This is a genomic window from Lutimonas saemankumensis (assembly GCF_020171465.1).
Lineage (GTDB): Bacteria > Bacteroidota > Bacteroidia > Flavobacteriales > Flavobacteriaceae > Lutimonas > Lutimonas saemankumensis.
On record NZ_JAIUZR010000003.1, the window covers coordinates 180359 to 206065 of the forward strand.

A 25707-nucleotide genomic window follows, 5' to 3' on the forward strand; every position below is an offset into this window, starting at 1 on the left:
AGTTTTGCAAAAAAATTAAAAAATCAATGTTAACAGTATCAAATTTGTCCGTGCAATTCGGAAAACGAGTTTTGTTTGATGAGGTGAATACCAAGTTTACCCAGGGAAATTGTTATGGAATCATAGGTGCAAACGGGGCGGGAAAATCTACCTTTTTGAAAATATTGTCCGGAGATATTGATCCTACTTCCGGTTCTGTGAGCCTGGAGAAAGGTAAAAGGATGTCTGTTTTGTCACAGGATCACTTTGCTTTTGATGATCATCCGGTTCTTGAAACCGTTATGATGGGAAACAGACCCCTTTATGACCTTAAGAAAAAACTGGATGAAGTATATGCCAAACCTGATTTTTCTGAAGAGGACGGAGTACTTGCCGGGGAACTGGGAGCCCAGTTTGAAGAAATGGGGGGATGGACAGCAGAAAGCGAGGCGGCTAATTTGTTGTCATCTCTTGGAATTGAAGAGGATCTGCATTATTCCGGCATGGCGGACCTGGACGGAAAATCTAAGGTAAGGGTATTGCTGGCACAGGCACTTTTCGGTTCACCTGATGTTTTGATCATGGACGAACCTACCAATGACCTTGATTTTGAAACGATAGGATGGCTTGAAAACTTTCTGGCAAACTATGACAATACTGTAATTGTGGTATCGCATGACAGACACTTTCTGGATGCTGTTTGTACCAATATCTCGGATATTGATTTTGGAAAGATCAACCAGTATTCAGGAAATTATTCTTTCTGGTATGAATCGAGTCAACTTGCGGCTAAGCAGCGTGCACAACAAAACAAAAAAGCCGAGGAAAAGAAAAAGGAATTGGAGGAATTTATCAGAAGGTTTTCTGCCAATGTTGCCAAATCAAAACAGGCAACCAGCCGAAAAAAGATGATCGACAAACTGAATATTGCCGATATCAAACCTTCAAGCAGAAGATATCCTGCAATTATATTTGAACAGGAAAGAGAAGCGGGAGATCAGATCCTTCATGTGGAGAACCTGTCAAAAAACATGGACGGAACACTTTTGTTTGACAAGATTGACCTGAACCTGACTAAGGGGGACAAGGTAGTCTTATTGTCAAAAGATTCAAGAGCTGCCACGGCCTTTTATGAGATCATCGCGGGAAATGCAGAGCCTGATACCGGTGATTACAAATGGGGGGTAACAACCACCCAGGGATACCTGCCACTTGAGAATGCTGAATTTTTTAAGAATGACCTCAGTCTCGTTGACTGGTTACGTCAATATGCCAAAACCGAAGAGGAACGAGAAGAAGTTCATATCAGGGGATTTCTTGGTAAGATGATCTTTAGCGGGGATGAAGCTTTAAAAAAGAGCAATGTCTTATCAGGAGGAGAGAAGGTAAGATGTATGCTTTCAAGGATGATGATGAAAAGAGCCAATGTGCTTCTGATCGATGAACCTACCAATCACCTTGACCTTGAATCGATTCAGGCCTTTAACAATGCCCTGAAGAATTTTAAGGGAACTGTTATATTTTCAACTCACGATCATGAATTTGCCCAGACCGTTGCCAACAGAATTGTGGAGATCACGCCAAAGGGGGTTATTGACAGGTATATGACCTTTGATGAGTACCTTGACAATGAGGGGATCAAAGAGATGCGAAAGAAGATGTATTCCTAAATCAAGATGTTATTTGAACATGCATCATTATGGATGCACCGTTACAGATGCAACAAGAATGATCAAAAGACCCGGAGGCCATCCGGGTTTTTTATTTCCTGGGATGGAATTGTTCAATGACCTTTTTGAGATGGCTCTTGTCGAGATGCATGTAGATTTCAGTAGTAGTAATACTTTCATGCCCGAGCATTTGCTGAATAGCCCGGAGGTCAGCTCCGTTTTCAAGCAGGTGGGTGGCAAATGAATGCCTCAGGGTATGAGGACTTACTGATTTACGGATACCTGCCCTTTCGGTCAGGTCCTTTAAAATCATAAACACCATATTTCGGGAAATTTGTTTTCCTCTTCGGTTCAGAAACAAGGTGTCTTCAAAGCCTTTTTGGATTGTTATTTTGGAGCGGACAAGGTTTCTGTAAGTCTCGATCAATTTGATCATATAAGGATTGATGGGGACAAAGCGTTGTTTGTTGCCTTTTCCGATCACACGTATAAATCCTTCTTCAAAAAAAAGATCTGAGATCTTGAGGCCTATCATTTCACTTACCCTGAGCCCACAACTGTATAAGGTTTCGATCATGGCCCTGTTTCGCTCTCCTTCAGGTTTGGAAAGGTCTATCTGTCCAACGATATGGTTGATCTCTTGTTCGGAAAGGGTATCGGGCAACTTTCTGCCAATTTTTGGGGCCTCGATGAGATCTGTGGGATTATCCTGGCGATATTCTTCAAACAACAGGTAGTCAAAAAAATTTCTCAGCCCCGATATAATTCTGGCCTGGGTTCGGGGAGAAACCTTTCCGGAACAATCGTAAATGAATCGTTCCACAGCCGTTCCGGAAATACTCAGTGGAGATTCTTTTATATTATGTTCAGACAGGAACCGGGTCAGTTTCTCAATATCCTGGCTGTAAGCTTTAATTGAATTTTCAGACAACCCCCTTTCGATTTTGAGGTAGTAGCGATAGTCTGTCAAGGCTTGATTCCAGGTCATGGGCTAAGTTCCGTTAATACAATAATCCGGCGTTTAAGTGATGCTTTGTGTAAAATTATGTTATTTTTGGCTACAAGAACTAAAGATTATCAATTAAGTTATTCATGAGAATCATCATCGTCAACGGTCCAAATTTGAATTTACTGGGAAAAAGAGAACCCTCGGTTTACGGAAGTCAAACCTTTGAAGACTATTTTTCTATGCTTCAGGCCAGGTTTCCGGAAGTTACGTTGACTTGTTTTCAGTCGAATATTGAGGGTGAGATCATAGATAAGATCCATGAAACGGGTTTTTCCTATGATGGCATCATTCTGAACGCGGCGGCTTATACCCATACTTCGGTAGGTATAGGCGATGCCGTAAAGGGTATAGAGACACCTGTGGTGGAAGTACATATTTCAAATGTTTATCAGCGTGAATCATTCAGGCATACTTCCTATATAGCTCCTCATGTCAAAGGCATCATTGCAGGTTTTGGGATGCAAAGCTATGAACTTGCCATTCGGTCATTTATGAAAGGTTAAAAGCGAAAACGATATCGTAATTAAATGTTAACTTTTTGGTAATTTATAATTTATATCAGTTTATATTGGCTGGCATTTTTTTATTTTTACGCAATCAAATTTTTACACAATGATATTAGTAGCAGACAGCGGTTCAACCAAGACAAACTGGATCGCGATAAACGATGAGGGAGAGACACACTTCAAAATAGATACTCAAGGACTGAATCCGGCTGTATTTGCCAAGGAAACCCTTATTGACAGGGTTGTGTCAAAACAGGAACTGTTTGACATCAAGGATGAGGTTAAGGAGATCTACTTTTATGGTGCCGGTTGCGGAACCCAAAATGCTGCTGACTTTTTAAAAGGTATTTTTGAAGGGATTTTTATTAACGCTCATATTGAGATCTATGAAGATACCATTGCTGCAGTGAAGTCGCTTCAGACGGATACTCCGGGTGTGGTTTGCATCCTTGGAACAGGATCTAATTGCAGCTACTTTGACGGAAAGGAAACGCATCAAAAGATAGTTTCTTTAGGTTATATACTGATGGATTCAGCCAGTGGAAATTACTACGGAAAACAGATCATTAAAGATTACTCTTATGGTAAAATGCCAAAAGAACTTGCTGAAAAATTTGCTTCTGAATACGATCTTTCACCGGACAATATCAAGACCCACCTTTATAAAAAAGACAACCCAAATACCTATCTGGCAAGCGTTGGAAGATTCCTTATTGAGAACAAAAACAACGATTATGCCCAAAAGATTCTGAAAGACGGATTGCGTTTCTTTATTGAAAATCAGATTTTACAGTTTGACGAGAGCAAGAATGTTCCGATTTATTTTGTGGGATCAATAGCACACTTTCTTCACGATGAAATCGTCGAGGTGCTTGATGAATATGGACTGACACTAGGGAAAATCGTAAGACATCCTATTTTGACCCTTGCTGAATCTCATGCAAGTAAACTTTCAAAATAAGCGATTTAACATAATAAAAAAGTGAGGTTATTTAACCTCACTTTTTTTATTTAAAGTTTTGCCAGTACCGAAATTTCAACGTTGACATCTTTTGGAAGCCTGGCGACTTCCACTGTCTCGCGCGCTGGTGCCGTAGCTTCATTGAAAAAGCTTCCATAAATACCATTGATCTTTTGAAAATCATCCATATTCTTGATGAAAATGGTGGTTTTGATTACGTTTTCAAAAGACATTCCCGCTTCCTTGAGTACTGCAGAAAGGTTTTTCATGACCTGCTGGGTTTCTTCTACTATATCCTTTGTTACCAGTATACCGGATTCAGGGTCTATGGCTATCTGTCCTGAAGTATACAGTGTATTATCTACCAGAACGGCCTGAGAATAAGGGCCAATGGGTGCCGGGGCATTCGAGGTTTCGATTATTTTTTTCATGTGCTTAATTATTTAATATCAATTGAAATTCATAAAAAGATGCTATTGCTTCTGAGATCCATCCTGGTCCAGCCTGAGGATGAGAACTAGAATAAGCGTCTGTCAGGTACTTTTCGCTGGTCATATTTCAGGTCGCTAAGTGGCCCTGATTTAATACCAATAAAGAAGTAATAGGTAGCTCTATCGCCAAAAGGAACCCAGTTAAAACTGAATCTCCAGCTGTCCAGGTCTCTTTCAAATCGAAGTTGCGTGTAGGTAATTCCCGCATTTCTAAAATCGTAACCCGAAGAGATACCAACCCGCCACTTTGGAGAAAATTCAATATTACCCGATACCTGTAAGGAGTTTGCCGTGATTTCGTTCTGCGCACGAGTATTGTTATAGGTGAGCGAATACCGCAATCGAACATCCCAGGGCATTACGGTTTTGAACAAGGTAGCCTTTTTTACATCTTCCTGATCCGTATTGATCTGCTGGTTTCGTGCGGTAAGACTTTCTCCAAACATGTTTGAGGCACTTTCACTATTGGGGTCAGAACCGGAGTCTCCTTTAGACTTTTTATCTTTTAACTCCTTACTGGAAATAGAATAGTTGGCTGTAAAATTGGCATTGGTCAATCGCAGTAAACTTCCTCCATTGTTGATATTGAATTCATTGATTTTTGATCCATTTGCGTTTATGGCGTACGGATCCATGGTTGCGTTGAGGTTTAATGCAAGTTTGTTTTTTAAAATGGCCGTACCTGCGGTCATTCGCAGCGGGCTCCAGTTCAGGGAATCTGCTGCGATGTTATAACTCGTTGACAGGTTCAGGTTGTTCAAAATTTTTACCTTTCGAGGTTCATCATCTTCTTCCGCGTCTTTAGCTTCTACCTTGGCCTCGAGGGTGTTGTTCAGGGACATCCCTATCGAACTGGATTCGTTTTTGGAGGGGGCACCGTATAGCCCGTTTTGAAATCGTGAATACTCCCTGATGTCTTCCGGATCGATGCTCGCCTGGTATTCATCATAGTACTGGCTAAAATCAGGACGATAGCTGTACGATATGGCGGGCCTCATCACATGGCGGATCGCCTTTAAACGCCCTTTTTTAAAATTGAACATACCGTAGATGGTGGTACCGGCAGAAATCCCGGCTGAATATTCCCTGTAGGTATCAAAGCCATTGACCGTATCGGTTACGACTTCGTTGATTTCATCATCCCAATACCTGTCAATGGTTTTAAAATACCAGACATCCTTATATACAATTGTCGGGGCCAAACTCACAAATTTTAATACTTTGGCGTTTGTACTCATGGAAATATCATGCCTGATTCCGGTCTGAGCCTCATCAAACATTTTTGCGGTACCGAATTCTTCATCGGTAGTGGATATCCTGTTCTGGGCATTCATGGCATAGGTTACCCCGATATTCTGAATCGGGTTCTTTTTTGATCCCGATTTTGGAGCGAACGGATAGATCCGGTCCATGTTCAAAACCAGTGAAGGAAGGTTCATATCGATCCGTTCTGTGTTGGTGTTCTGGGTGTGGGTGGCCGAAGCATTCAGATTAAATGGCGTTCCCACAAACTTTTTGTAATAGCTCACAGAAGAAGCAAAGGTATTGGTCAGGTAAAAAGGCGAACTGGCCTCATTGATGGATTCCTGAAAAAAACTACTGCTACCAAAGTTTACAGAGGCGGAGAACCTTGAGGTTGGGTTCGACGTGGCTGACTGACTGTGTGACCATCGAATAAAGAAATTATTGGCCTTGCTGTAATCAGGAAACCCCTTCTGGCTATTGATCAGGTTCTCATATCGAAAACTGAAATTGCCTGAAAACTTATACCTTAGGTTATAATTGGATTCCGCCCTGAGCCCCCAGCTGCCATTGGTGTAGATGTCACCCAGGATGGCGAGGTCAAAATAATCGTTTACGGCAAAATAATACCCTCCATTTTGCAGAAAGTACCCCTGATTGTTGTTCTGTCCCCAGGTAGGGATGATAAAACCGGAAGCCCTTCCGCTGGTCAGGGGAGAATAAAAGAAAGGCAATATCAAAGGGGTTGGCACATCGGAAATAACCAGATTACTCATTCCACCCACGATCTTGCTGTCAGGAACGATCTTGATATTGTTCGTTTGCACATAGTAATCAGGATTCTCTTTCTGAGAGGTTGTAAAACGGGCCCTGTTGATATAAAAGGTACTGTCATTTTCCTTTTTTGAAACGTCTCCCGTGATGATCATTCCTTGTTGCTCTGTTCTCGAATTATAGATCAGGGCCTTTTTGTTTTCAAAATTATAGATCAGGGAATCCTGTGTTGAGGCCTGCCGGCCCTGCGTAAACTGGGGGCGCTGGATATAGGCCCCTGCAGAGTCAAAGATCCCGGTAGCTATGGCGAGGCTGTTCTTGTAGTCTATGATGATCTTTCCGGCCTTGAGTTCAATATCCTGATAATAGAGTTCTGCCTCATCATACAGGGTAGCCCTTTGATTAATAAAATCATTGGAAAGATAATCTTTTGACCTGTGGATGATGTTGTCTTCAAGATATTCAGGGGTGATCTGAACGGTATCCACTTTAGTGGTATCTATAAGCGAAAGTACCGAAAATCCTGCATCAGGTACCTTTAGACTGTCTGATCTATTTATATTGTTTTCTCTACTTTCCGGATTTTGAGTCTCCTGGCTCTGAGCCGATTGACATACAAAACAAAAAATAAGGGCAAAGAAAAGTAAGTATCTTAAATTTGTATACAATGCTATAAATAGTATTTTTGTAAAAAAATGCCAATTTTTTTAAAGTTACAAACTTACATATATTTTTTCAGTGGCATAAACTTAATAGAGAAAAACTAGAGGGATAAAAAGCATGTTGGATTTAAGAAAAAAGGGAGATTTATTTTGGTTTTCAAGGGTGGTTCTGATTACAATGGGGTTGTTGTTTTTTCAGACAGGAATTTCTGCTCAGGACAATTTTACAGTGGTTCTTGATGCAGGGCACGGAGGAAAGGACCCCGGCAGGCCGGCTAAGAATTATGTGGAGAAAGATATAGCCCTTAATATCGTTTTGAAACTGGGTGAAAAACTGAATACGCTTGAAGATGTCAACGTGGTTTACACGCGTAAAAAGGATATTTTTGTTGACCTGAAGGAACGGGGCCGTATTGCGAATGACGCAGACGCAGACCTCTTTGTTTCCATACATTGCAATGCATTTACCAATAATGCCTACGGAACAGAGACCTATGTATTGGGACTCCATGCCAACAAACAGAATTTTGAAGTAGCCAAGCATGAAAATTCGGTGATCTTTTTAGAGGATAATTACGAGGAAAAGTATGAAGGATTTGATCCGAACTCTCCGGAAGCGGTAATTGGTATGACGTTGATGCAGGAGGAGTTCCTGGATCAAAGCCTTTACCTGGCCAGCAGTATTCAAACCAACTTTAGAGATGACCTTAAACGCAGGGACAGAGGGGTAAAGCAGGCGGGTTTTGTAGTACTGCATCAGACTTATATGCCAAGTGTATTGATTGAAACCGGTTTTATTACCAATTCGAATGAAGGGGCTTATTTGAATTCTAAAAAAGGACAGGACAAGGTGGCGGGAGCCATTTATGATGCCATAAAAACCTATAAAGCCAATGTGGATGCAAACATGGTTGTTGAAGAAGCACCGATTGCTGTAATAACTCCTTCAAATGTTTATCCAGGAGTAGATTTTAAGGTACAGATTGCTTCAGGTAAGAGGAAGCTTGAAACCAAGCCTTATAATTTCAAAGGCCTTAAAGGAGTAGAACGCGGAAAAATCGGAGGTGTTTATAAATATTATTACGGGAGTTCTTCTGATTATGACAAGATTGTAAAATTGCAAAAGGAAGCGAGAAAGGCCGGGTTCAAATCGGCGTTTGTTGTTGCCTTTAAAGGGGAAGAAAGAATCAATGTGTCAGAGGTGATCAACAAGTCACTTTGAAATAAACTCACTGGTTTTCGCGTTAAAGCTGAAAGGCTTGATTTTAAAGGGAGAAAAGATTTGTATTCTTTCAGTGCACAGCAGAAAAATTATTAGTAATATTGTTGAACCAATAACACTATTTTGACCGTAAACAGAGAAATTAAAACAGGTATTTTCGCCATTATAATCCTCGCCTTGTTCGTTTGGGGATATAACTTTATCAAGAATCAGGGATTTTACGACAATACAAGGACCTTTTACGCCGAGTATACCAACGTCCAGGGGCTATCACCAAAAAGCCCTATCACGATTAACGGTTTGAAAGTGGGAACCGTTTCAGAAATTACTTTTCATCCTCAAAAAAAAGGAATCCTGGTGGCACATCTTAATCTGAGCAACGATATCCAGTTTTCCAAAAACAGTGTGGCCCAGATCTACAGCCCGGATTTTATCAGTGGAAAATCCTTAAAGATCAACATATCCATTGATGAGGGCGAAATGGCCAAGGACGGTGATACCCTGATCGGGGAAGTAGATTCAGGTATCATGGGAATGATCAATGAACAGATAGCGCCTCTTCAGTCAAAAGTGGAGAGTTTTGTGGTTCATACCGATTCTGTCATGCAGAACATCAATGAGATCATGAATGAAGAGAATCAAAAAAATATCAAGGAATCTCTGGCCAATATGAATGCTGTATTGGGTCGTTTTAAAAATACCGCGAGAAACCTTGATGTGATGACCAGTGAGGGAGGTAAAATTGACAGTATTATTACGGGAGCCAACAAGGCCATGGGGAACTTTGTTGAGATTTCGGATTCAATCAAGGCCGTAAATATTGGTACCACTATTGCTGAACTTCAGCATTCTCTTGAAAGTTTTAATGTGATCCTTGACAGCGTTAAAACAGGGAACGGATCCATTGGCAAGCTTATGCAGGATGAGGAGCTCTACAACAACCTGACCAATGCCTCAAAAGAACTGGAAGAACTGCTTAGGGAAGTCAAGGAGCATCCAAAGCGCTTTGTACATTTGTCAGTTTTCGGGAGGAAAGAAAAACCTTACGAACCACCCGTGGAAGAGTAGTTAATAACTTGTAATAATTTTGTTATCCTTCCTTTTTGATTATCTTTATTTTTATTTCGAATAGGAGTTGTCTTTGAGATGGCTTCAAACATTATTTAGATACCCGTATATGTCTTATTTACCTAATGTTTTATTTGCCTTGCTTCTGATAGGAGGGGTAGGTTTTTTTGTAAGAAATGTCAAGAAACTAAGTCGAAATATTAGTTTGGGAAAAGATATTGACAGGAGTGACCGGATCGCTGACCGTTGGAAACACATGGGGGCAATCGCCCTGGGTCAGTCAAAGATGGTAAGGAGACCTGTAGCAGGTATTCTTCATGTTATTGTATACATCGGCTTTATCATCATCAACATTGAGGTGCTCGAGATCATTATTGACGGACTTTTTGGATCGCATCGGATCTTTGCATTTGCCGGCGGATTGTATGATTTTTTAATTGGGTCTTTTGAGATCCTGGCCTTTTTGGTATTGCTATCAGTCATCATTTTCTGGATCAGGAGGATGGTATTGAAGATCCCTCGTTTCTGGTCAAAGGAAATGACGAACTGGCCCAAGAATGATGCCCTGAACATTCTGTATTTTGAAGTTGTGCTTATGGGGTTGTTTTTGCTGATGAATGCAGCAGACTATGGATTGCAGCAGATGGGAGCGATACATTATGTGCAGGCCGGAAGTTTTCCTGTGAGCCAGTTCATTGCGGGATGGTTACCGGAGAATGAGCTCAGCCTTTTTTATATAGAACGGGCTGCCTGGTGGCTTCATATTATAGGAATACTGATCTTTTTAAATTACCTGTACTATTCCAAGCATTTACATATTTTACTGGCTTTCCCAAATACGTTTTATGCGAATCTTGAACCTCAGGGAAGAATTGATAATCTTGCTTCTGTGACCAAGGAGGTCAAACTGATGATGGACCCGGATGCTGATCCTTATGCCGTTCCGGAGGAAGGAGAAGAAGAGGAGGTGGGCAAGTTTGGGGCGAGCGAGGTAACCGATCTTTCATGGGTTCAGTTGATGAATGCATATACCTGCACAGAATGTGGCCGATGCAGTTCGGTGTGTCCGGCCAATCAGACAGGTAAGGAATTGTCGCCAAGGGCCATTATGATGAAGACCAGAGACAGGCTGGAAGAAGTAGGCCGTTTTATTGATAAAGAAGGAGAAGCTGCTTTTAGGGAAAAAGGGGATGGGAAGTCTTTACTCGATACCATTTCGGAAGCAGAACTTTGGGCCTGCACAAGTTGTAATGCCTGTGTAACGGAATGTCCGGTAAGTATAGATCCATTGTCGATCATTATGGATATGAGGAGGTATCTGGTCATGGAACAATCAGCGGCTCCGCAGGAGTTAAACCTGATGATGACCAACGTGGAAAATAACGGGGCACCCTGGCAATACAGCCAGATGGACCGATTGAACTGGAAGGATGAATAAGGAACTTTTAAAACTTCTATGTCTTTTTTAAAGAACCTGACTGAAGTTTACAAAGTGGAACATTGAATTTAGGAAAAATTAAATTAACTTAGTATGGTAATACCGACGATGGCTGAAAAAATGGCGGAGGGAAAATCTCCCGAAGTGTTGTTTTGGGTAGGATGTGCCGGAAGTTTTGATGACAGGGCCAAAAAGATCACCAAGGCTTTTGCCAAGATTCTGATCGAAGCAAAAGTGGATTTTGCGGTACTGGGGACCGAGGAAAGCTGTACGGGAGATCCGGCAAAGAGGGCCGGGAACGAGTTTTTGTTTCAGATGCAGGCGGTTACGAATATTGAAGTGCTGAATGCTTATGAAGTAAAGAAAATTGTGACTACCTGTCCGCATTGTTTCAATACGCTGAAAAACGAATATCCGGAGCTGGGCGGAAATTACCAGGTCATGCACCATACGGAGTTTTTAAAGTCCCTGCTGGATGAAGGACGAATCAGTATTGAGGGCGGAAAGTACGCCGGTAAAAGGATCACATTTCATGATCCCTGTTACTTGGGAAGGGCCAATGGGATCTACGAGGCTCCAAGAGACCTGATCAGGAAGTTAGAGATTGAGTTGGTTGAGATGAAGCGTTGCAAATCGAAAGGATTGTGTTGCGGAGCAGGTGGAGCTCAAATGTTCAAAGATGCTGAAAAAGGAGACAAGGAGATCTTTATTGAGAGGACAGAGGAGGCCCTGGAGACCAGTCCTGAATTTATAGCTACCGGTTGCCCGTTTTGCAATACCATGATGACCGATGGGGTAAAGAACAAAGAAAAAGAAAAGAGTATCAGAGTAATGGATATAGCCGAATTAGTGGCCGGCGCAAAAGATTTATAAAACATACAAACAAAACATGCCACATTTAAGAGATAAAAATTTAGTAAACGTTTACGAAGAGATCGATAAGGCTAATGCAACTATAAAGACCTTATCTACTGCGCTCAAGGATGAGGAAGAAAACAATTCTTTGCTGAAAAAGCACAGGATCATTTTAGGAGTGGCCAGCCTGGTGCTTTTGATCCTGTTCCTGTGGTCCTTTTTACCAAAGTCCAAGCAGTACAAAGAGGAATACCTGATCAAAAACAACCTGAGCCTTATCGATACGGACTCATTGCACAAGCTTGAACGAAAGGCAAGGCAGGTTGTTGTGATCGATTCAGCAAAAACCTCATTAATTGATATGAGTATTGTTTACAGTATTCAAATTGGTGCTTATACGAACTTTAGCTCGAACCTGATCTCGGATGATATCACCCAGCTTGAGGAATTCGAGGAAAATGGATTCAATAAGTTTGCCATAGGTAAATTTACCACCTACAAAGAGGCGGTGATGCTTAGAGACGATCTGAAGCGGGTTGGTTTTAAAGACTGCTTTATCATCGCCAAATCTTATGGCACACCGGTTGATATCAAGGAGGCTCTTCAACTGAGCGGCGAGAAATGGATAAGAGGAACAGTTAATTAATCATAGAGTTTATAGTGTCAAAATTTAAGAGCTGGATCGGGGCCGCACGCCTCAGAACCTTACCCTTGTCTTTATCAGGTATTATTGCAGGATCATTTATGGCGGCAGCCCAAGGTGTCTTTGATCCGGTTATTTGCATACTGGCCTTGTTCACCACCACAGGTTTCCAGATCATTTCGAATTTCGCCAACGATTATGGTGACGGGGTAAAAGGAACCGATAACAGAGACAGGGTTGGGCCGGAGAGAGCGCTTCAGAGCGGAGCCATTAGCCCGAGGGCCATGAAGAAGGGAATTCAACTCACAGGGGTGATCAGTTTTATCCTGGCTTTGCTCCTGATTTATGTGTCCTTTGGGACAGAATACCTTTTTTACAGCATTCTTTTTATTGTTCTTGGTATTGCCTGTGTCATTGCGGCAATTAAGTATACGGTTGGGGTAAATGCCTATGGATACAGCGGATACGGGGATCTCTTTGTATTTGTATTCTTTGGCCTGTTAAGCGTTTGCGGTACTTATTTTTTGTATACAAAAGCGTTGGATTTCAGTGTGTTTCTTCCGGCCTGCACCATAGGCCTGTTAAGTGTGGGGGTACTGAACCTGAATAATATGCGTGATCAGGAATCAGATAAAAAGTCGGGTAAAAATACCATTGTGGTGAAGATCGGGAATGAATTTGCACGTTATTATCACTTTTATTTACTGGGAGCCTCTTTTTTGTTTGCACTGTTGTATACCGCCATCAATTTTAAAAGCTCTTATCAATTCTTATTTTTAATCGCCTTTATACCTGTTTTTAAGCATTTTAAGACCGTGTATGACAACAAGGACCCAAAAACCCTTGACCCCGAATTAAAGAAACTGGCACTGAGCACCTTTTTGTTTGCCGTTTTCTTTGGAATTGGCTTACTTTTGTGAGCTGATTTTTATCATATTAATAAAAGACAAATTTGTCTACTTTTACCGAGTTAATCATCATGAAGAAACTCATCATCACACATTTGCTCCTCAACCTCTACCTTCTGGTCCTGGTTCAGCCTGCAATTCCGGTGCTTGAGTATCTAATCAATTATGATTATATCGTAAATGAGCTTTGTGAGAACAGGGAAAAGCCCATTCAAACCTGTAACGGAAAATGTTACCTAGGTGATAAGGTTGAAAAACAACTCAACCTGGATCCCGAGCCGCAGCTCCCGGTTCCTCCTCAGGTAGATCTTGAAAAATTTATTACCCTTGGAGTGGAGTTTGATCATGAAATTTCAAATCCTGAAACCATGCATCTTGAATTACCTACCTACTTCAACAGGCTGAAGCCTCAACTTCAGGGAGATTCTTTGTTGCGCCCTCCTAAGGACCCTCAAATTTAGTTCCCTAAGCTGCAGGATATTCAAGTTGTATCCTGCAATCCATCAAAGAAAATTTTACAATCATTTTAACGACTGCCGGGACGCACGAAACGCGCCTTGTGGTCAAACCTATATACCTGTTACATATGAAAACAATATATTATCTGTTTCCTGTACTATTGATCTTTTTAATCAGTTCATGCAGCGATGACAATAGCCCTGGAGAAGATCTCGATAAAGAAGTGGAAGATCTTATCCGTATAAAAACAATCTCAAACGATACCCACAGTATCGAAATTTTTTCTGCTAAGGCCAATTTTTTTCAAGGATACAATAACCTCACACTCCGGATAACCGATAAGGCAACAGATGCTTATGTTACCAATGCCAGTATCAGTTGGATGCCTGTGATGAATATGACGGATAAGACACATTCCTGTCCAAAGTCTGAAGTGAGCAAGGTGTTTGGCAAAAAGACTCTTTACAGTGGTTATGTGGTCTTTCAAATGCCGGGAAACCCGAATGAAGGCTGGGACCTTACCCTGAATTATACCATTGACGGTACTTCTTACACGGCCAAGGATGGGATTCAGGTTCTTATGTCAGACAAGCGCGTTGTATCCGTTTTTACCGGTACAGACGAAGTACGTTATATACTCGCTTTAATGGAGCCATCGATTCCGGAGGTAAAAGTGAATGATATCACAGCCGGTTTATTTAAGATGCAGGATATGATGAATTTTCCTGTTGTTGAAAATTTTAAAATAGGCCTTGATCCAAGAATGCCAAGTATGGGCAATCACAGTTCTCCGGCCAATGAGGACCTGAGTTATAATTCTGTGGATAAGATCTATGAAGGAAAGCTTTCACTGACCATGACAGGTTACTGGATGCTAAACCTTCAATTGATCAATGAAGCAGGAGAAGTGCTTAAAGGGGAAGAGGTTACTGAAGAGAATGAAAGCAGCAGCTTGTACTTTGAAATCGAATTTTAATCAACGCATCAGCTGCCCTTCGGGGCAGCTCAAACTATTTTGTCATGAAAAAACTGATCTTTTGCCTAAGTCTTTTCTGCGTCAGTACGGCAGGCCTATACGGGCAGGAAGAGGAAGGCTATCAAAGCTTATTAGATACGAGCAGGGTGGTGAACCTGGATGAGGTCATCATCATTAGCCGTGAGGAACTCAATCATCAAAAACAAGAGAAACCTCTTTCTTCGGTAGATGAGTACCTTGAAAAATCGCAAAGGATCACGATGATCAAAAGGGGGAATTACGCCTGGGAACCTGCGATGAACAATATGAATTCGGACCGTTTATCGGTAACCATAGACGGCATGCAGATCTTTGGTGCGTGTACGGATAAGATGGACCCCGTAACCTCTTATGTTGACGTTTCCAATTTGTCCGAGGTCAGGATTAAATCAGGGCAACAGGGCGCCGAACATGGAAGCGCCGTAGGAGGTGGTATTGACCTTAAACTTCAGAAAAGCGACTTTGAAAGCGATGGCTGGGACGTAGGCCTGGATACGGGATTTGAAAGCAACGGGGAGGCCAAGGTTTTTAGCGGTGAATTTAATTATTCAGAAGAGAAGTACTTTGTCAATACAGACGTGATCTACAGGAAATCAGGAAATTATTATGCGGGGGGAGATACCGAGGTGCTTTTTTCACAATATGAAAAATTTAATATATCAGCTACCGGAGGCTTCAGGACCAGTGATAAAGGAGCTGTTATTGGTTCACTGATCTATGACCGGGCGAATGATGTTGGATATCCTGCTTTACCTATGGATGTATCCCTGGCCAGGGCCGTCATCGGTTCAGTGGCTTATGATCATAAAGAGCTTACTGATGACATAAGCCGCTGGGAGAGCAAGTTGTATTTTAATTCGATCAAACATGTGATGGACGATACCAATCGTCCTGATGTTCCCATCCATATGGATATGCCCGGCTGGAGTGATACCTATGGCTTTTATTCAAAAATGAACATGCAGAAAAAGGAACATCAGCTTTTGGTGAACCTGAATGGCTACTATAACAAGTCACTGGCAGAAATGACCATGTATCCGGAAAACCCAGACGAGAACTTGATGTTTATGTTGACCTGGCCAGATGTAAGAACTTTACACACAGGCGTCTATGCTGAAGACTCTTTTTCTGTTAGCGAAAAAGGAACCCTCAGATTCAGTAGTCGCCTGGCTTATCAGCATGAAAAAATTGCCGATGAATTCGGTTTGAACAGTCTAAAGATATTTTATCCTGACATGGAGGACAATCAAAACCGATTCCTTGTTAATCTTTCGGCTGAATATCGCATTCAAAACGAACGTAGCAGCTGGATATTTTCAGGAGGATACGGACAGAGGGCACCTTCTGTTTCAGAGGCTTATGGATTCTTTCTGTACAACAGCTATGACAACTTTGATTATATCGGGAACCCTTATCTGAAGAATGAAAAATCAGCAGAGATCAATGCGAGTTTTAACTACGATCTGAATAAATTCAAGATAGGAGCAGAGGCCAGTTATTTTTATATGCCCGATTATATTATTGGAGAGATCGTCCCGGACGTGAGTCCGATGACCATAGGTGCCGATGGTGTAAAGATCTACACAGCCTTAAATTATGCGAGTATCGTTAATGCCGGGATTCGTTTTAGTTATCGTTTTTTGGAAAGTTTTACCCTTGCTGCCAATGCGGGATATAACCTGGGGCAGGATGATTCAGGCAATAATTTGCCTTTGATCAGCCCCATCCAGTACGGAAGCAGTATATCTTATAAAAAAGGGATGTTCAATGCTGCCTTTGAAATGCTTGGAGCGACCGAACAGACCAATTTTGCGGAGGAATACGGAGAATCTCCGACAGATGCTTATACCATATTCAACCTGAATGCAGGAAGCCGTTTTTATTTTGGGAGCCAGAAATTACTGGTCAAGGCCGGGGTTGAAAACCTGTTTGATGTTTTCTATTCAACCTATGCCGACTGGGCCGGAATTCCCAGAAAAGGGAGGAATATATTTTTAAACATTTCCTATGTGATCAAATAAAGCGATTGTTTATGCAATGAATATTCATTAAATTTAGGGTGCGTAAAGACTGCTCCTGGCGGTATGCAGCGAATCGTGTTTATTGAAAAACAGCAAAAACAAACTCTTATGAAAATCACTTACCTGGGGCACGCTGCCCTTGCCATTGAAGAAGGCGATGTACATATTCTGGTAGATCCTTTTATCAGTCCTAATGAACTTGCCAAAGATATTGATATCAACAGCCTGAAGGCGGATTATATCATGATCACGCATGCCCATGAGGATCATATTGCCGATGTGGAGGCCATTGTAAAAAATACGGGGGCCAAGATCATTTCGAATTATGAGATCGTATCCTATTACGGGGCCAAAGGTATTGAAGGGCACCCCATGAACCACGGAGGCAGCTGGCAGTTCGAATTTGGAAAAGTAACTTATACCAATGCGGTCCATACCAGTTCATTCCCGGACGGAAGCTATGGAGGGCAGCCCGGAGGGTTTATTTTGGAAACCAGTGATGGCAATTTGTATGTTGCAGGGGATACGGCACTTACCATGGATATGAAGCTGATTCCTTTACAGTGTAAGATCGATCTGGCGGTTTTGCCCATTGGGGATAACTTTACCATGGGAATAGACAGCGCCATCATTGCCTCTGATTTTATAGAATGCGATGAGGTACTGGGCTATCATTATGATACTTTTGGTTATATCGTTATTGACCATGAAGAAGCACAGAAATCATTTGCTGATAAAGGTAAAAACCTCATTTTACTGCCCATAGGGGACCATATGACTTTTTAATATTTTCATTTTTATGTAACTTTAGGCAAGAACCCTAAAGCAGCACGTATGAAATATTCAAATGAAGTGGTGATCAAAAAATCACTCAAGGAGGTGATCTCACTTTTTGACAGCGAGGAAAATCTCTTTAAATGGCAGCCTGAATTATTGAGTTTTGAGCATTTTTCCGGGGATAAAGGTGAAGTAGGTGCCAAATCAAGACTCAGGTACAAGATGGGAAAACGAGAAGTTGAAATGGTTGAAACCATTACGGTTAAGGACCTGCCCAAAGAATTTTCGGGGACCTATGAGGCTAAAGGGGTTTGGAACGAGGTCAAAAACTTTTTTGAACCGATCGATGAAAATACCACCCGATGGCGTTCTGAAAATCATTTTGAGTTCAGCGGATTTATGAAACTTATGGGCTGGTTGATGCCTGGCTCTTTTAAGAAGCAGTCTCAGAAGTACCTGGATCTGTTCAAGGCTTTTGCCGAAGGGGAGTGATATCCGGTTACGACAATCATTTCCAAAAGACCGCATATAGCGCAACCAGGATAAGCATTACCACAAAGGATCCGATATTAAATTCAGGACTCGTTTTAAAGAACTGTCGGCTCAGTGGAATGCCTTTTTTATCATCAGCGCCTTTGTTTTGCAGCAGGCTGAAAATAACGATGATCAGGCCGGTAAGCATTGCCGTATAACCCATCTGGTCGAGCCACGGGACATTAACAAAAAACGGGCTTGAGGACCAGCCTTTTGGGGCCACTTTAAAATACATGGCAATTGGAATAGAGGACAGGGCTCCGATGATAGCCGCTCTGTTGGTTGTCTTTTTCCAAAATAACCCGAGAAGAAAAACAGCCAGAATACCAGGGCTTACCACGCCCGTGTATTCTTGAATGAACTGGAAGGCCTGGTCGATTCCCCCGAGAAGGGGCGCCATGATACAGGCAATGATAAGCGCAATAGCAGCCGAAATCCGACCCGTATTTACTGTGGCTTTGTCACTGGCATTTTTGTTGATGTACTCTTTGTAGATATCCATGGTAAAAATGGTGGATGTTGAATTGAGCATAGAGGCCAGTGAGGAGACAATGGCCGCCGCCAGAGCTGCAAAGGCCACGCCTTTTAAACCTGAGGGAAGAAACTGCAGCAACCAGGGATAAGCCTTATCGGCCTGCTGTGCCGTGGGAAGGTTCTTTAACCCTGCCTCACCCAAACGTGCCAGGATATCGGGATCATTGACCATAACATAAGCCGCAATTCCGGGGATGACTACGATGAGCGGAATGATCAATTTCAAAAAAGCTGCCATAAGGATCCCTTTTTGAGATTCTTTTAAGGACTTTGCGGCAAGTGTCCGTTGAATGATGTATTGATTAAAACCCCAGTAATATAAGTTGGCAACCCACATTCCTCCAACAAGTACCCCGATCCCGGGAAGATTAACATATTCAGGATTTGATTTTTCAAGTATCATGGCAAACCTGTCAGGGGCAGCGTTATAGACGGTTTTCATACCCGCCATAAATCCTTCTCCTCCTGATACGGTGTTCAGTGCAAGATAGGTGGTAAACAGGCCTCCCAGAACAAGAAATATCACCTGGATCACATCGGTCCAGGCAACGGCTGAGAGCCCTCCGTAAAGCGAATAAGCCGCTGCAAAAAGTGCAAGGCCCATCACCCCGTAAACCATGGGGATACCCATGATGGTTTCCAGGGCCAGTGCCCCCAGATAAAGTACCGAGGTCAAATTAACAAACACATACAGTGCGATCCAGAACACGGCGAGTATGGTTTTTAAATTATTGGAAAACCTTTTCTCCACGAATTCAGGAATTGTATAGAGGCCTTTTTCTATAAATATGGGTAAAAAATACTTTCCTACAATCAGCAGGGTCAGGGCCGCCATCCATTCATAAGAGGCAATGGCAAGTCCGAGCGCGAATCCTGAACCCGACATCCCTATAAATTGTTCTGCAGAAATATTGGCAGCGATCAGGGAGGCACCAATGGCCCACCAGGGCAGCGATTTACCGGCCAGAAAGTAGTCTTCAGCGTTTTTTTCATGGCCCTTTTTGTCTCTGGAAACCCAGAGCCCTACGCCTAAAATCAGAAGGGCATAGCAGACAAATATGGCATAGTCAAGCAGTTCAAAATTGGAATTCATGGATGCGTTTGGTATAATTGAGTTTAAACTTAATCAAATTTATTGAATTCATATACCTAAAAGGTACTTAATGCACTGATTCAAGAATTTCAATTCCGTTTCTTTTTTCGATAGAAAATTCCGTGATAATTGTGACAAAAATTATTGCCTGAGCCACCTGAATTGCCTATTTTTAGGGAGTTTACTAAAAATTGCTATGTGATCAAAATTATTGCTTCCTCAAAATTCACTTTTGTATTTTTACTGGTATTTCTTCAAAAGGTTTCATTATTTGATTTTTACTTTTTGAGAGATGATCAGAAGGGGAAATCATTGATACAATCTGAGGTGTTATTCAGCCTTACAACTACATCCAAAAATGCCCTTTGGAGTCCTCAAAAGGTGGTTACAGAAGGGGAGGTCCTTGAGTGGCGCGCCTCGGCTCAGGGCATGCCTGACCAGGTAGTTTTAACTTCGGCTGAACCGGTATTTGATCTTTCCGTTTCGCGGGACTCGTTTGTGACCATTACGGTTTCAAGAACAGATGGAGAAGGGAAATTGAAAGAACTCATTTTGAATTCCCTGAACATTACCTCAATGAAACTTGAAAATTGCCGGTTTTTGGAAATACTGTCTTGCACGGATAATCAAATATCATCGTTGGATATGAGTTTTAATCCGGAGCTTAAAGATCTCTACTGTCATTCCAATCAGCTGCAGAGCCTGAACATAAGTAAAAACAGAAATCTTTCAATTTTAGCATGTTTCAGCAACCGGATAGCTGAACTAGACGTTTCTCAAAATGAAAAGTTAAGGACCTTATCTTGCAGCAATAATTTGTTGACCAATCTGGTTCTTACAGAAAATAAACTGCTTATCGCGCTGGAATGTGACTACAATCTTTTGGAAGACTTAAATATAAAGAATGGGGCTAATACACTTATTCAGAAATTCAGCTCAACGAATAATGTTAATCTGACATGTATTCAGGTAGATGATGAAGCATATTCCGAAGCCAACTGGACAGATATAGACCCATGGACGGCGTTTAATAAAGATTGCACCTTTACCAATGAACCCCCGATTGCGAGAGATGACTTCTACGAATTGAATGAGAATGAACCCTTGGAAATAGATGCAGAATCTGGAGTGCTTTCGAATGATCTTGATCCGGATGATGACATTTTGATAGCAATTTTAAAGGAAGACGTTTCTAATGGGATACTCGATTTAATGCCGGACGGTTCTTTTGTATACACTCCGGCAGCGGGCTTTTTTGGAGAAGATTCTTTTGTGTATTTAGCAAATGATGGTGAGTTTGATTCGAATCCGGCCACGGTCAGGTTGAATGTGAACATGGTAAATAATGCACCGATTGCCAGCGATGATTTCTATGAGGTGAACCAAAATATGATCTTACAAGTGGATATATCGAACGGAGTACTGATCAATGATTTTGATCCGGATGGAGATACTCTGGCCACGAGACTTGAAAGTGATGTTTCTCACGGAGTTCTGGACTTGAGGGCGGACGGATCATTCGATTATAATCCTGACAGCAATTTTTTTGGAACAGATTCTTTTTCCTACAGAGCCTTTGACGGATATGATTTTTCAAATGAAGCACGTGTCAAAATCGAGGTAATTCCTGTTAGCGAAATGGAAGTTCCCAATGCCTTTACACCGAATGGAGATGAGCTTAATGACACCTTTAGACCCGTTTATATTGGTTTTCAAACCGTGTATTTACAGGTTTTTGATACCTGGGGCAGATCTGTGTACTCCGAGTCGGGATCAAGTTTAACAGGATGGGATGGTTCAATCAAAGGTGTTCCGGCGGAAAACGGCAACTATCTCTACAAGATTGAAGCTGAATCGAACAAACAAGAAATCATAAAGAAAGAAGGCATCTTCACGCTCATCAGATGAAAAAGATCGTTATCATACTTTTTTTTATTTCAAGCCTTCCGGTTGTGGGACAGGACCCTGTTTTTACTCAGTTCTATGCCTCGCCAACCATTTTGAATCCCGCCTTTGCAGGTTCGCGCAACAGCACCAGGTTCTCTGCCGGATACAGAAACCAGTGGCTCAATGTAAAAAGTGATCTGAATACATTTTATGCCAGCGGAGATGGTTTTCTGGGCGCTATCAACAGCGGGCTTGGTGTTAATCTGATCAATCAGAAAGAAGAATTGACAAACTTCTCATATACCCAGATCAATCTTTTATATTCTTTTCATATTCAGTTGAGTGATAGGTGGGCACTGTTTCCCGGAATCAGCTTTGGGTATGCCGCAAAGCAACTTGATTTTAACAATCTGTTGTTTGAGGACCAAATTGACATAAATTCAGGAAATATAAATCCTTCTAACGAATCTTTTCTTGACAGAAACAGGATCGATCTGTTTGATTTTTCTGCGGGCATGGTTTTGTACCATACAGATGCCTGGATAGGATTTAGCCTAAAGCACCTGAATAAACCAAATATCTCATTTATTGAAGGGGAAGAACTTCCTCTTGAAATGTTCCTTTCCATTCATGGCGGATACAGGATCACCTTGAGGCCTGATGACAGATATTCGCAAAAAACAGATGGTACATATCTGTTCCTGACGGCAAATTACATGCACCAGGGGCCCTATGACCGAATTGATTTTGGGGCCGAATTTGAAATTTCAAGTTTTTTTATTGGGATCTTGAGTTCTGCTACATTTAATCAGGAAATTCAGGGCTCGAACAGTTTTCTTTCGATAAACCCGATTACGGGCCTGGAATTTGATAAGTTCAAGATCGGGCTTTCTTATGACTATCCTGTTTCGAGCATCGGCAATAATGCCGGAACTGCTGAGATTACCTTACAATATGATCTTGGAAATACCTACGTAAGAAAAAGGAGATGGCAGGTCAAAAACTAGAAAGGCCCGCGAAATACGGACCTTTCATAAATTGACTGAATAATTTACTTATTCCCAATCCGGCATTATTGCATTTTCAAATTTAACTTTTCTGTTATAACCGTTTCCAACTTCATCACTATCCTGTTCTACTGACTGGGTGTAGATGGATTTACCGGAAATACCGTCATTTGGGGTGTTTACAAAGATGATCTCTGCCTCACTTGGAGAAAACCTAGGGTCAATATCTATTGTTCCGTTTTCTTTATCAACTGAAACATCCTTGCTGACTCCGGTTGTAAAATTATATATGAACAAACGAGAATCAAGTTGCCTGTATGAGGCACTTTCAAATTCAGAAACGTCATAAGTATACAACAATAGCTTGTTGTCAATAGAAAGGTCCAGACCACCAGCAGCACCATTGACACCTGAAAGTATGTTGTCAACAATAGCACCGTTTGGATCAATTGTATAAATCCTCACGTTGTATCCGTTTGAATTATTCGTTTTCAAGGCAATAAGGTTTCCATCACTGCTCCAGTCACACTCTGAAATAAAACTTCCGTCCGGCGTCTGATGCACCAGCCTTAGCCCGCTTCCATCTTTATTGATTTCATAAAGCTTATCAAAATGAGGATAGATCAATTTTGAGCCATTGGATGACCATGAAAAATCCAGTTCACTTTGCTTAAATCCATCAACAGATACTGAGGTGACTTTAAAGACATTTGACCCGTCCGGATTCATGGTATACAATTGAGTTTCAAAATTCTCAGTTCTTAAAAAGGCAACTAAATTGGTAGCCAAATTCTTCCTTGGCCTCCAGCTATTGATATTGCTATTTGTTATAGCATAGTCATTACCTTGATCATCGGAAGAAAAAATCACATTGTTTCCATTGACCTCCTTAACATATAAGAAACGATTCTCTGTAGCTTCCTTTGTTCTAAATGATTGGGCCGGACTCCATACCGGTTCATTGATCTGGTCTGAGGCACTAACCTCCCAAAAATATTTGGTGTTATTCGTCAAATTTGACAAAACGTAGGTTGAATCAAGAAGATCTTCAACCATCTCAATTTCATCATTTCGGTCATTTCTGATCCTGATCGTATAATGAATGGTATCCAGATCAGGATCCGAGGCACTCCATACCAATTCGACCGCCAAATCAACATTGGTAGCATTATCTTCCGGACTTAAAAGTTTGGGGGCAGAGGGAGGCCTGTTTCCACTGGTCTCAATCTCCATTTCAAAAACTGTATTCACCTCCAGATTAAGAGAAACGGTAACAGGCTTGAAAGCCGTTAAAAACCCTTCTTTGGTTGAGCTTACCGAATAGTCTCCAACCTCAACCTGCTCATATTCAAAATATCCAAGACTGTCGGTAAAAACAGTGTTATTTGTTGGAGTTAATACAACTTTTGCATTTCCTATGGGTTTAAAATTATCTGCCTCTACAACCCTTCCGGTTATGCTTCCCACACCAGAATAAGGAACCGTATCTTCACTACATGAAAAAACCGCCGATATCAATACCGTGATGATGATGATTAAATTCGATCTCATGCTATTTTTTTTATATTTTATACTTTTCATAACTATCTTCCAAAATAAAAGTTAACTCCTAAACCAAACCTCCAAAAATAATCGTCCCTTTTTCCCTGGACCAGACCATCCAATTCATCCGTAAAGGTGATGTTCTGTTCTCCGTATAATTGAAGGCCTAAAAAGTCTGTGGGTAAAAACTCAACGCCCAGACCCCATTGAAACTTAAAATGCATATCACTAAACCCTCTGTCTGAAATTGTCCCAATACCAGCATAAATTATGGGGCTTATGTTTTCATAGGGCAGGAAGATATATTCCATATTAGCGTCAAGAGTGGTGTCGTAATTTCTTGAAACCTCATTATTTTTATCAAGTTCAAGTATGCCAGCAGACAGGTTAAGACCCCACTTTTTGTTATTTAAAAGGAATTTGTAATTCAACTGTAGATTATAGCTCACATCCTGTTGGGAGTAGTCTCCGTTCATCAAGGCTCCTCCCATTACAAGACCTGCTGAGTGTTTGCTTCTTCTGTCATCGAAGGTCCTGTTATATAATTTGGTTTTTTTAGCCTCTTCGACTTCTTTTGTGTAGGCAGCAGAAATTCTGTCGATCTCTGGTTGGCCTCCCTGGGGTGACCATAAGCCATCCATGATGCCTTCAATGATAAGGCCTTCAACCGCTTTGTCCACGGCTTCCTGAACCGCAAGTTGTTTGGGTTCATTTTGAGTGATACCTATTTCAACCTCGAGCAGCCTTTTGACATCGACATATCTGAACACACTGGCTGAAATGGCTTGTGACAAGATTGTTTTGGAAATATATACCGTTTTAAGGATCTTTCCATTGGAAGTTGAGATTGCCCTGAGATAAATGGTTATCCTGTCTTCCCTGTATTTGCTGGATCCTCCGGTTCCAAAATACCTTGCACCTACACCTCCCGTAACAATGTTGGAATCATAAGAAATAATTCCTCCTTCAAGAATCACTCCCGCAAATAGTAAAGGTGGAAGTAAATCAGAATCATCTTGTACATTCTGTCCGTTAGAGTATTGCTTACGGGTTGAGCGTATGATCTGACGTTCATTCAATAAATTACTGACGTTTTCACGTTCAATAGGAGTGAACCACTTTGAGTCTTCAAGTGATTTCAACAATATGGTCGTAGCTCCCTGAGTTACGGCGGTACTCCAGCTCGTTCCGTTTTCTACCTGTTTGTATTGACCGGTCTGGTCACGGAATTTATATACGCCCACCACAATGGGTTCCTCAGGCAATACACCTGTCAATATTGAGTTCTTGGGTTTTGTTTCCTCGCCAATTCTGGCGCTTTCAGTCTGAAAAGGTTGCTTCAATCTGGCCCCACAACCAGCAATCAATACCAACAGTATTGATGCAACGATAGTTTGTTTAAACATCTGA

General features: G+C 41.6%; 22 protein-coding genes. 16 read left to right on the top strand and 6 right to left on the bottom strand.

Annotation, left to right across the window (positions count from 1 at the left end):
* Positions 1-26 precede the first annotated feature (26 nt).
* Complete coding sequence (locus LCM02_RS02155; protein ID WP_224926674.1) at positions 27-1649, top strand: ABC-F family ATP-binding cassette domain-containing protein; 1623 nt, start codon at positions 27-29, stop codon at positions 1647-1649.
* Positions 1650-1740: 91 nt separating this feature from the next.
* Here the strand turns inward: LCM02_RS02155 and xerD are convergent, their stop codons facing one another.
* A complete protein-coding gene (xerD, locus tag LCM02_RS02160) occupies positions 1741-2637 on the bottom strand; it encodes a site-specific tyrosine recombinase XerD (protein ID WP_224926675.1) in 897 nt (298 codons plus the stop codon).
* A gap of 104 nt (positions 2638-2741) precedes the next feature.
* On the opposite strand from xerD, the gene aroQ reads away from it, so the two are divergent.
* Together aroQ and LCM02_RS02170 are read left to right on the top strand one after the other, a co-directional pair.
* Positions 2742-3161, top strand: a complete 420-nt coding sequence (gene aroQ, locus LCM02_RS02165; RefSeq protein ID WP_224926676.1) for a type II 3-dehydroquinate dehydratase — start codon at positions 2742-2744, stop codon at positions 3159-3161.
* Between the two features lie 109 nt (positions 3162-3270).
* Positions 3271-4125, top strand: a complete 855-nt coding sequence (locus tag LCM02_RS02170) for a BadF/BadG/BcrA/BcrD ATPase family protein (protein WP_224926677.1) — start codon at positions 3271-3273, stop codon at positions 4123-4125.
* A gap of 50 nt (positions 4126-4175) precedes the next feature.
* Here the strand turns inward: LCM02_RS02170 and LCM02_RS02175 are convergent, their stop codons facing one another.
* Complete coding sequence (locus LCM02_RS02175; RefSeq protein WP_224926678.1) at positions 4176-4556, bottom strand: RidA family protein; 381 nt, start codon at positions 4554-4556, stop codon at positions 4176-4178.
* A gap of 86 nt (positions 4557-4642) precedes the next feature.
* Positions 4643-7300, bottom strand: a complete 2658-nt coding sequence (locus LCM02_RS02180) for a putative LPS assembly protein LptD (protein ID WP_224926679.1) — start codon at positions 7298-7300, stop codon at positions 4643-4645.
* Positions 7301-7412: 112 nt separating this feature from the next.
* Here LCM02_RS02180 and LCM02_RS02185 point away from each other — a divergent pair, with 112 nt between their 5' ends.
* The 11 genes from LCM02_RS02185 to LCM02_RS02235 all read left to right on the top strand — a co-directional run bounded on the left by LCM02_RS02185 (position 7413) and on the right by LCM02_RS02235 (position 18192).
* Positions 7413-8516 (top strand): N-acetylmuramoyl-L-alanine amidase family protein, encoded by a 1104-nt coding sequence (locus LCM02_RS02185; RefSeq protein ID WP_224926680.1) that lies wholly within the window; start codon positions 7413-7415, stop codon positions 8514-8516.
* A gap of 123 nt (positions 8517-8639) precedes the next feature.
* On the top strand, positions 8640-9584 hold the full coding sequence (locus LCM02_RS02190) for an MlaD family protein (RefSeq protein WP_224926681.1): 945 nt from the start codon (positions 8640-8642) through the stop codon (positions 9582-9584).
* A 109-nt stretch (positions 9585-9693) separates the two neighbouring features.
* Positions 9694-11022, top strand: a complete 1329-nt coding sequence (locus LCM02_RS02195; RefSeq protein WP_224926682.1) for a (Fe-S)-binding protein — start codon at positions 9694-9696, stop codon at positions 11020-11022.
* A 93-nt stretch (positions 11023-11115) separates the two neighbouring features.
* A complete protein-coding gene (locus tag LCM02_RS02200) occupies positions 11116-11895 on the top strand; it encodes a (Fe-S)-binding protein (RefSeq protein ID WP_224926683.1) in 780 nt (259 codons plus the stop codon).
* Between the two features lie 16 nt (positions 11896-11911).
* Entirely contained in the window at positions 11912-12523 is a 612-nt protein-coding gene (locus LCM02_RS02205) for an SPOR domain-containing protein (RefSeq protein ID WP_224926684.1), read from the top strand.
* Positions 12524-12537: 14 nt separating this feature from the next.
* Entirely contained in the window at positions 12538-13440 is a 903-nt protein-coding gene (locus LCM02_RS02210) for a 1,4-dihydroxy-2-naphthoate polyprenyltransferase (RefSeq protein WP_224926685.1), read from the top strand.
* Positions 13441-13499: 59 nt separating this feature from the next.
* Positions 13500-13889: a hypothetical protein gene (locus LCM02_RS02215; RefSeq protein WP_224926686.1), complete on the top strand. Its 390-nt coding sequence runs from the start codon at positions 13500-13502 to the stop codon at positions 13887-13889.
* Between the two features lie 125 nt (positions 13890-14014).
* Positions 14015-14863 carry a hypothetical protein gene (locus LCM02_RS02220; RefSeq protein ID WP_224926687.1) on the top strand — a complete coding sequence of 283 codons (849 nt, stop codon included), beginning with the start codon at positions 14015-14017 and terminating at the stop codon, positions 14861-14863.
* Positions 14864-14907: 44 nt separating this feature from the next.
* Entirely contained in the window at positions 14908-16923 is a 2016-nt protein-coding gene (locus LCM02_RS02225) for a TonB-dependent receptor plug domain-containing protein (RefSeq protein WP_224926688.1), read from the top strand.
* A gap of 108 nt (positions 16924-17031) precedes the next feature.
* The gene (locus LCM02_RS02230) at positions 17032-17709 is read left to right on the top strand and encodes a metal-dependent hydrolase (RefSeq protein ID WP_224926689.1); all 678 of its coding nucleotides are present in this window, start codon (positions 17032-17034) and stop codon (positions 17707-17709) included.
* Positions 17710-17757: 48 nt separating this feature from the next.
* The gene (locus tag LCM02_RS02235; protein ID WP_224926690.1) at positions 17758-18192 is read left to right on the top strand and encodes an SRPBCC family protein; all 435 of its coding nucleotides are present in this window, start codon (positions 17758-17760) and stop codon (positions 18190-18192) included.
* 16 nt (positions 18193-18208) lie between these two features.
* On the opposite strand, the gene LCM02_RS02240 is transcribed toward LCM02_RS02235, so the two are convergent.
* A complete protein-coding gene (locus LCM02_RS02240; protein WP_224926691.1) occupies positions 18209-19861 on the bottom strand; it encodes a sodium/sugar symporter in 1653 nt (550 codons plus the stop codon).
* A gap of 198 nt (positions 19862-20059) precedes the next feature.
* On the opposite strand from LCM02_RS02240, the gene LCM02_RS02245 reads away from it, so the two are divergent.
* On the top strand, positions 20060-21769 hold the full coding sequence (locus LCM02_RS02245) for an Ig-like domain-containing protein (protein WP_224926692.1): 1710 nt from the start codon (positions 20060-20062) through the stop codon (positions 21767-21769).
* Complete coding sequence (locus LCM02_RS02250) at positions 21766-22755, top strand: PorP/SprF family type IX secretion system membrane protein (protein ID WP_224926693.1); 990 nt, start codon at positions 21766-21768, stop codon at positions 22753-22755. Before LCM02_RS02245 ends, LCM02_RS02250 begins: the two co-directional genes overlap by 4 nt.
* 48 nt (positions 22756-22803) lie before the next feature.
* Here LCM02_RS02250 and LCM02_RS02255 read toward each other — a convergent pair whose 3' ends face one another.
* Together LCM02_RS02255 and LCM02_RS02260 are read right to left on the bottom strand one after the other, a co-directional pair.
* Positions 22804-24306, bottom strand: a complete 1503-nt coding sequence (locus LCM02_RS02255) for a carboxypeptidase regulatory-like domain-containing protein (protein WP_224926694.1) — start codon at positions 24304-24306, stop codon at positions 22804-22806.
* A gap of 32 nt (positions 24307-24338) precedes the next feature.
* Positions 24339-25703, bottom strand: coding sequence for a CsgG/HfaB family protein (locus LCM02_RS02260; RefSeq protein ID WP_224926695.1), 1365 nt, complete (start codon positions 25701-25703; stop codon positions 24339-24341).
* Positions 25704-25707: the final 4 nt, after the last annotated feature.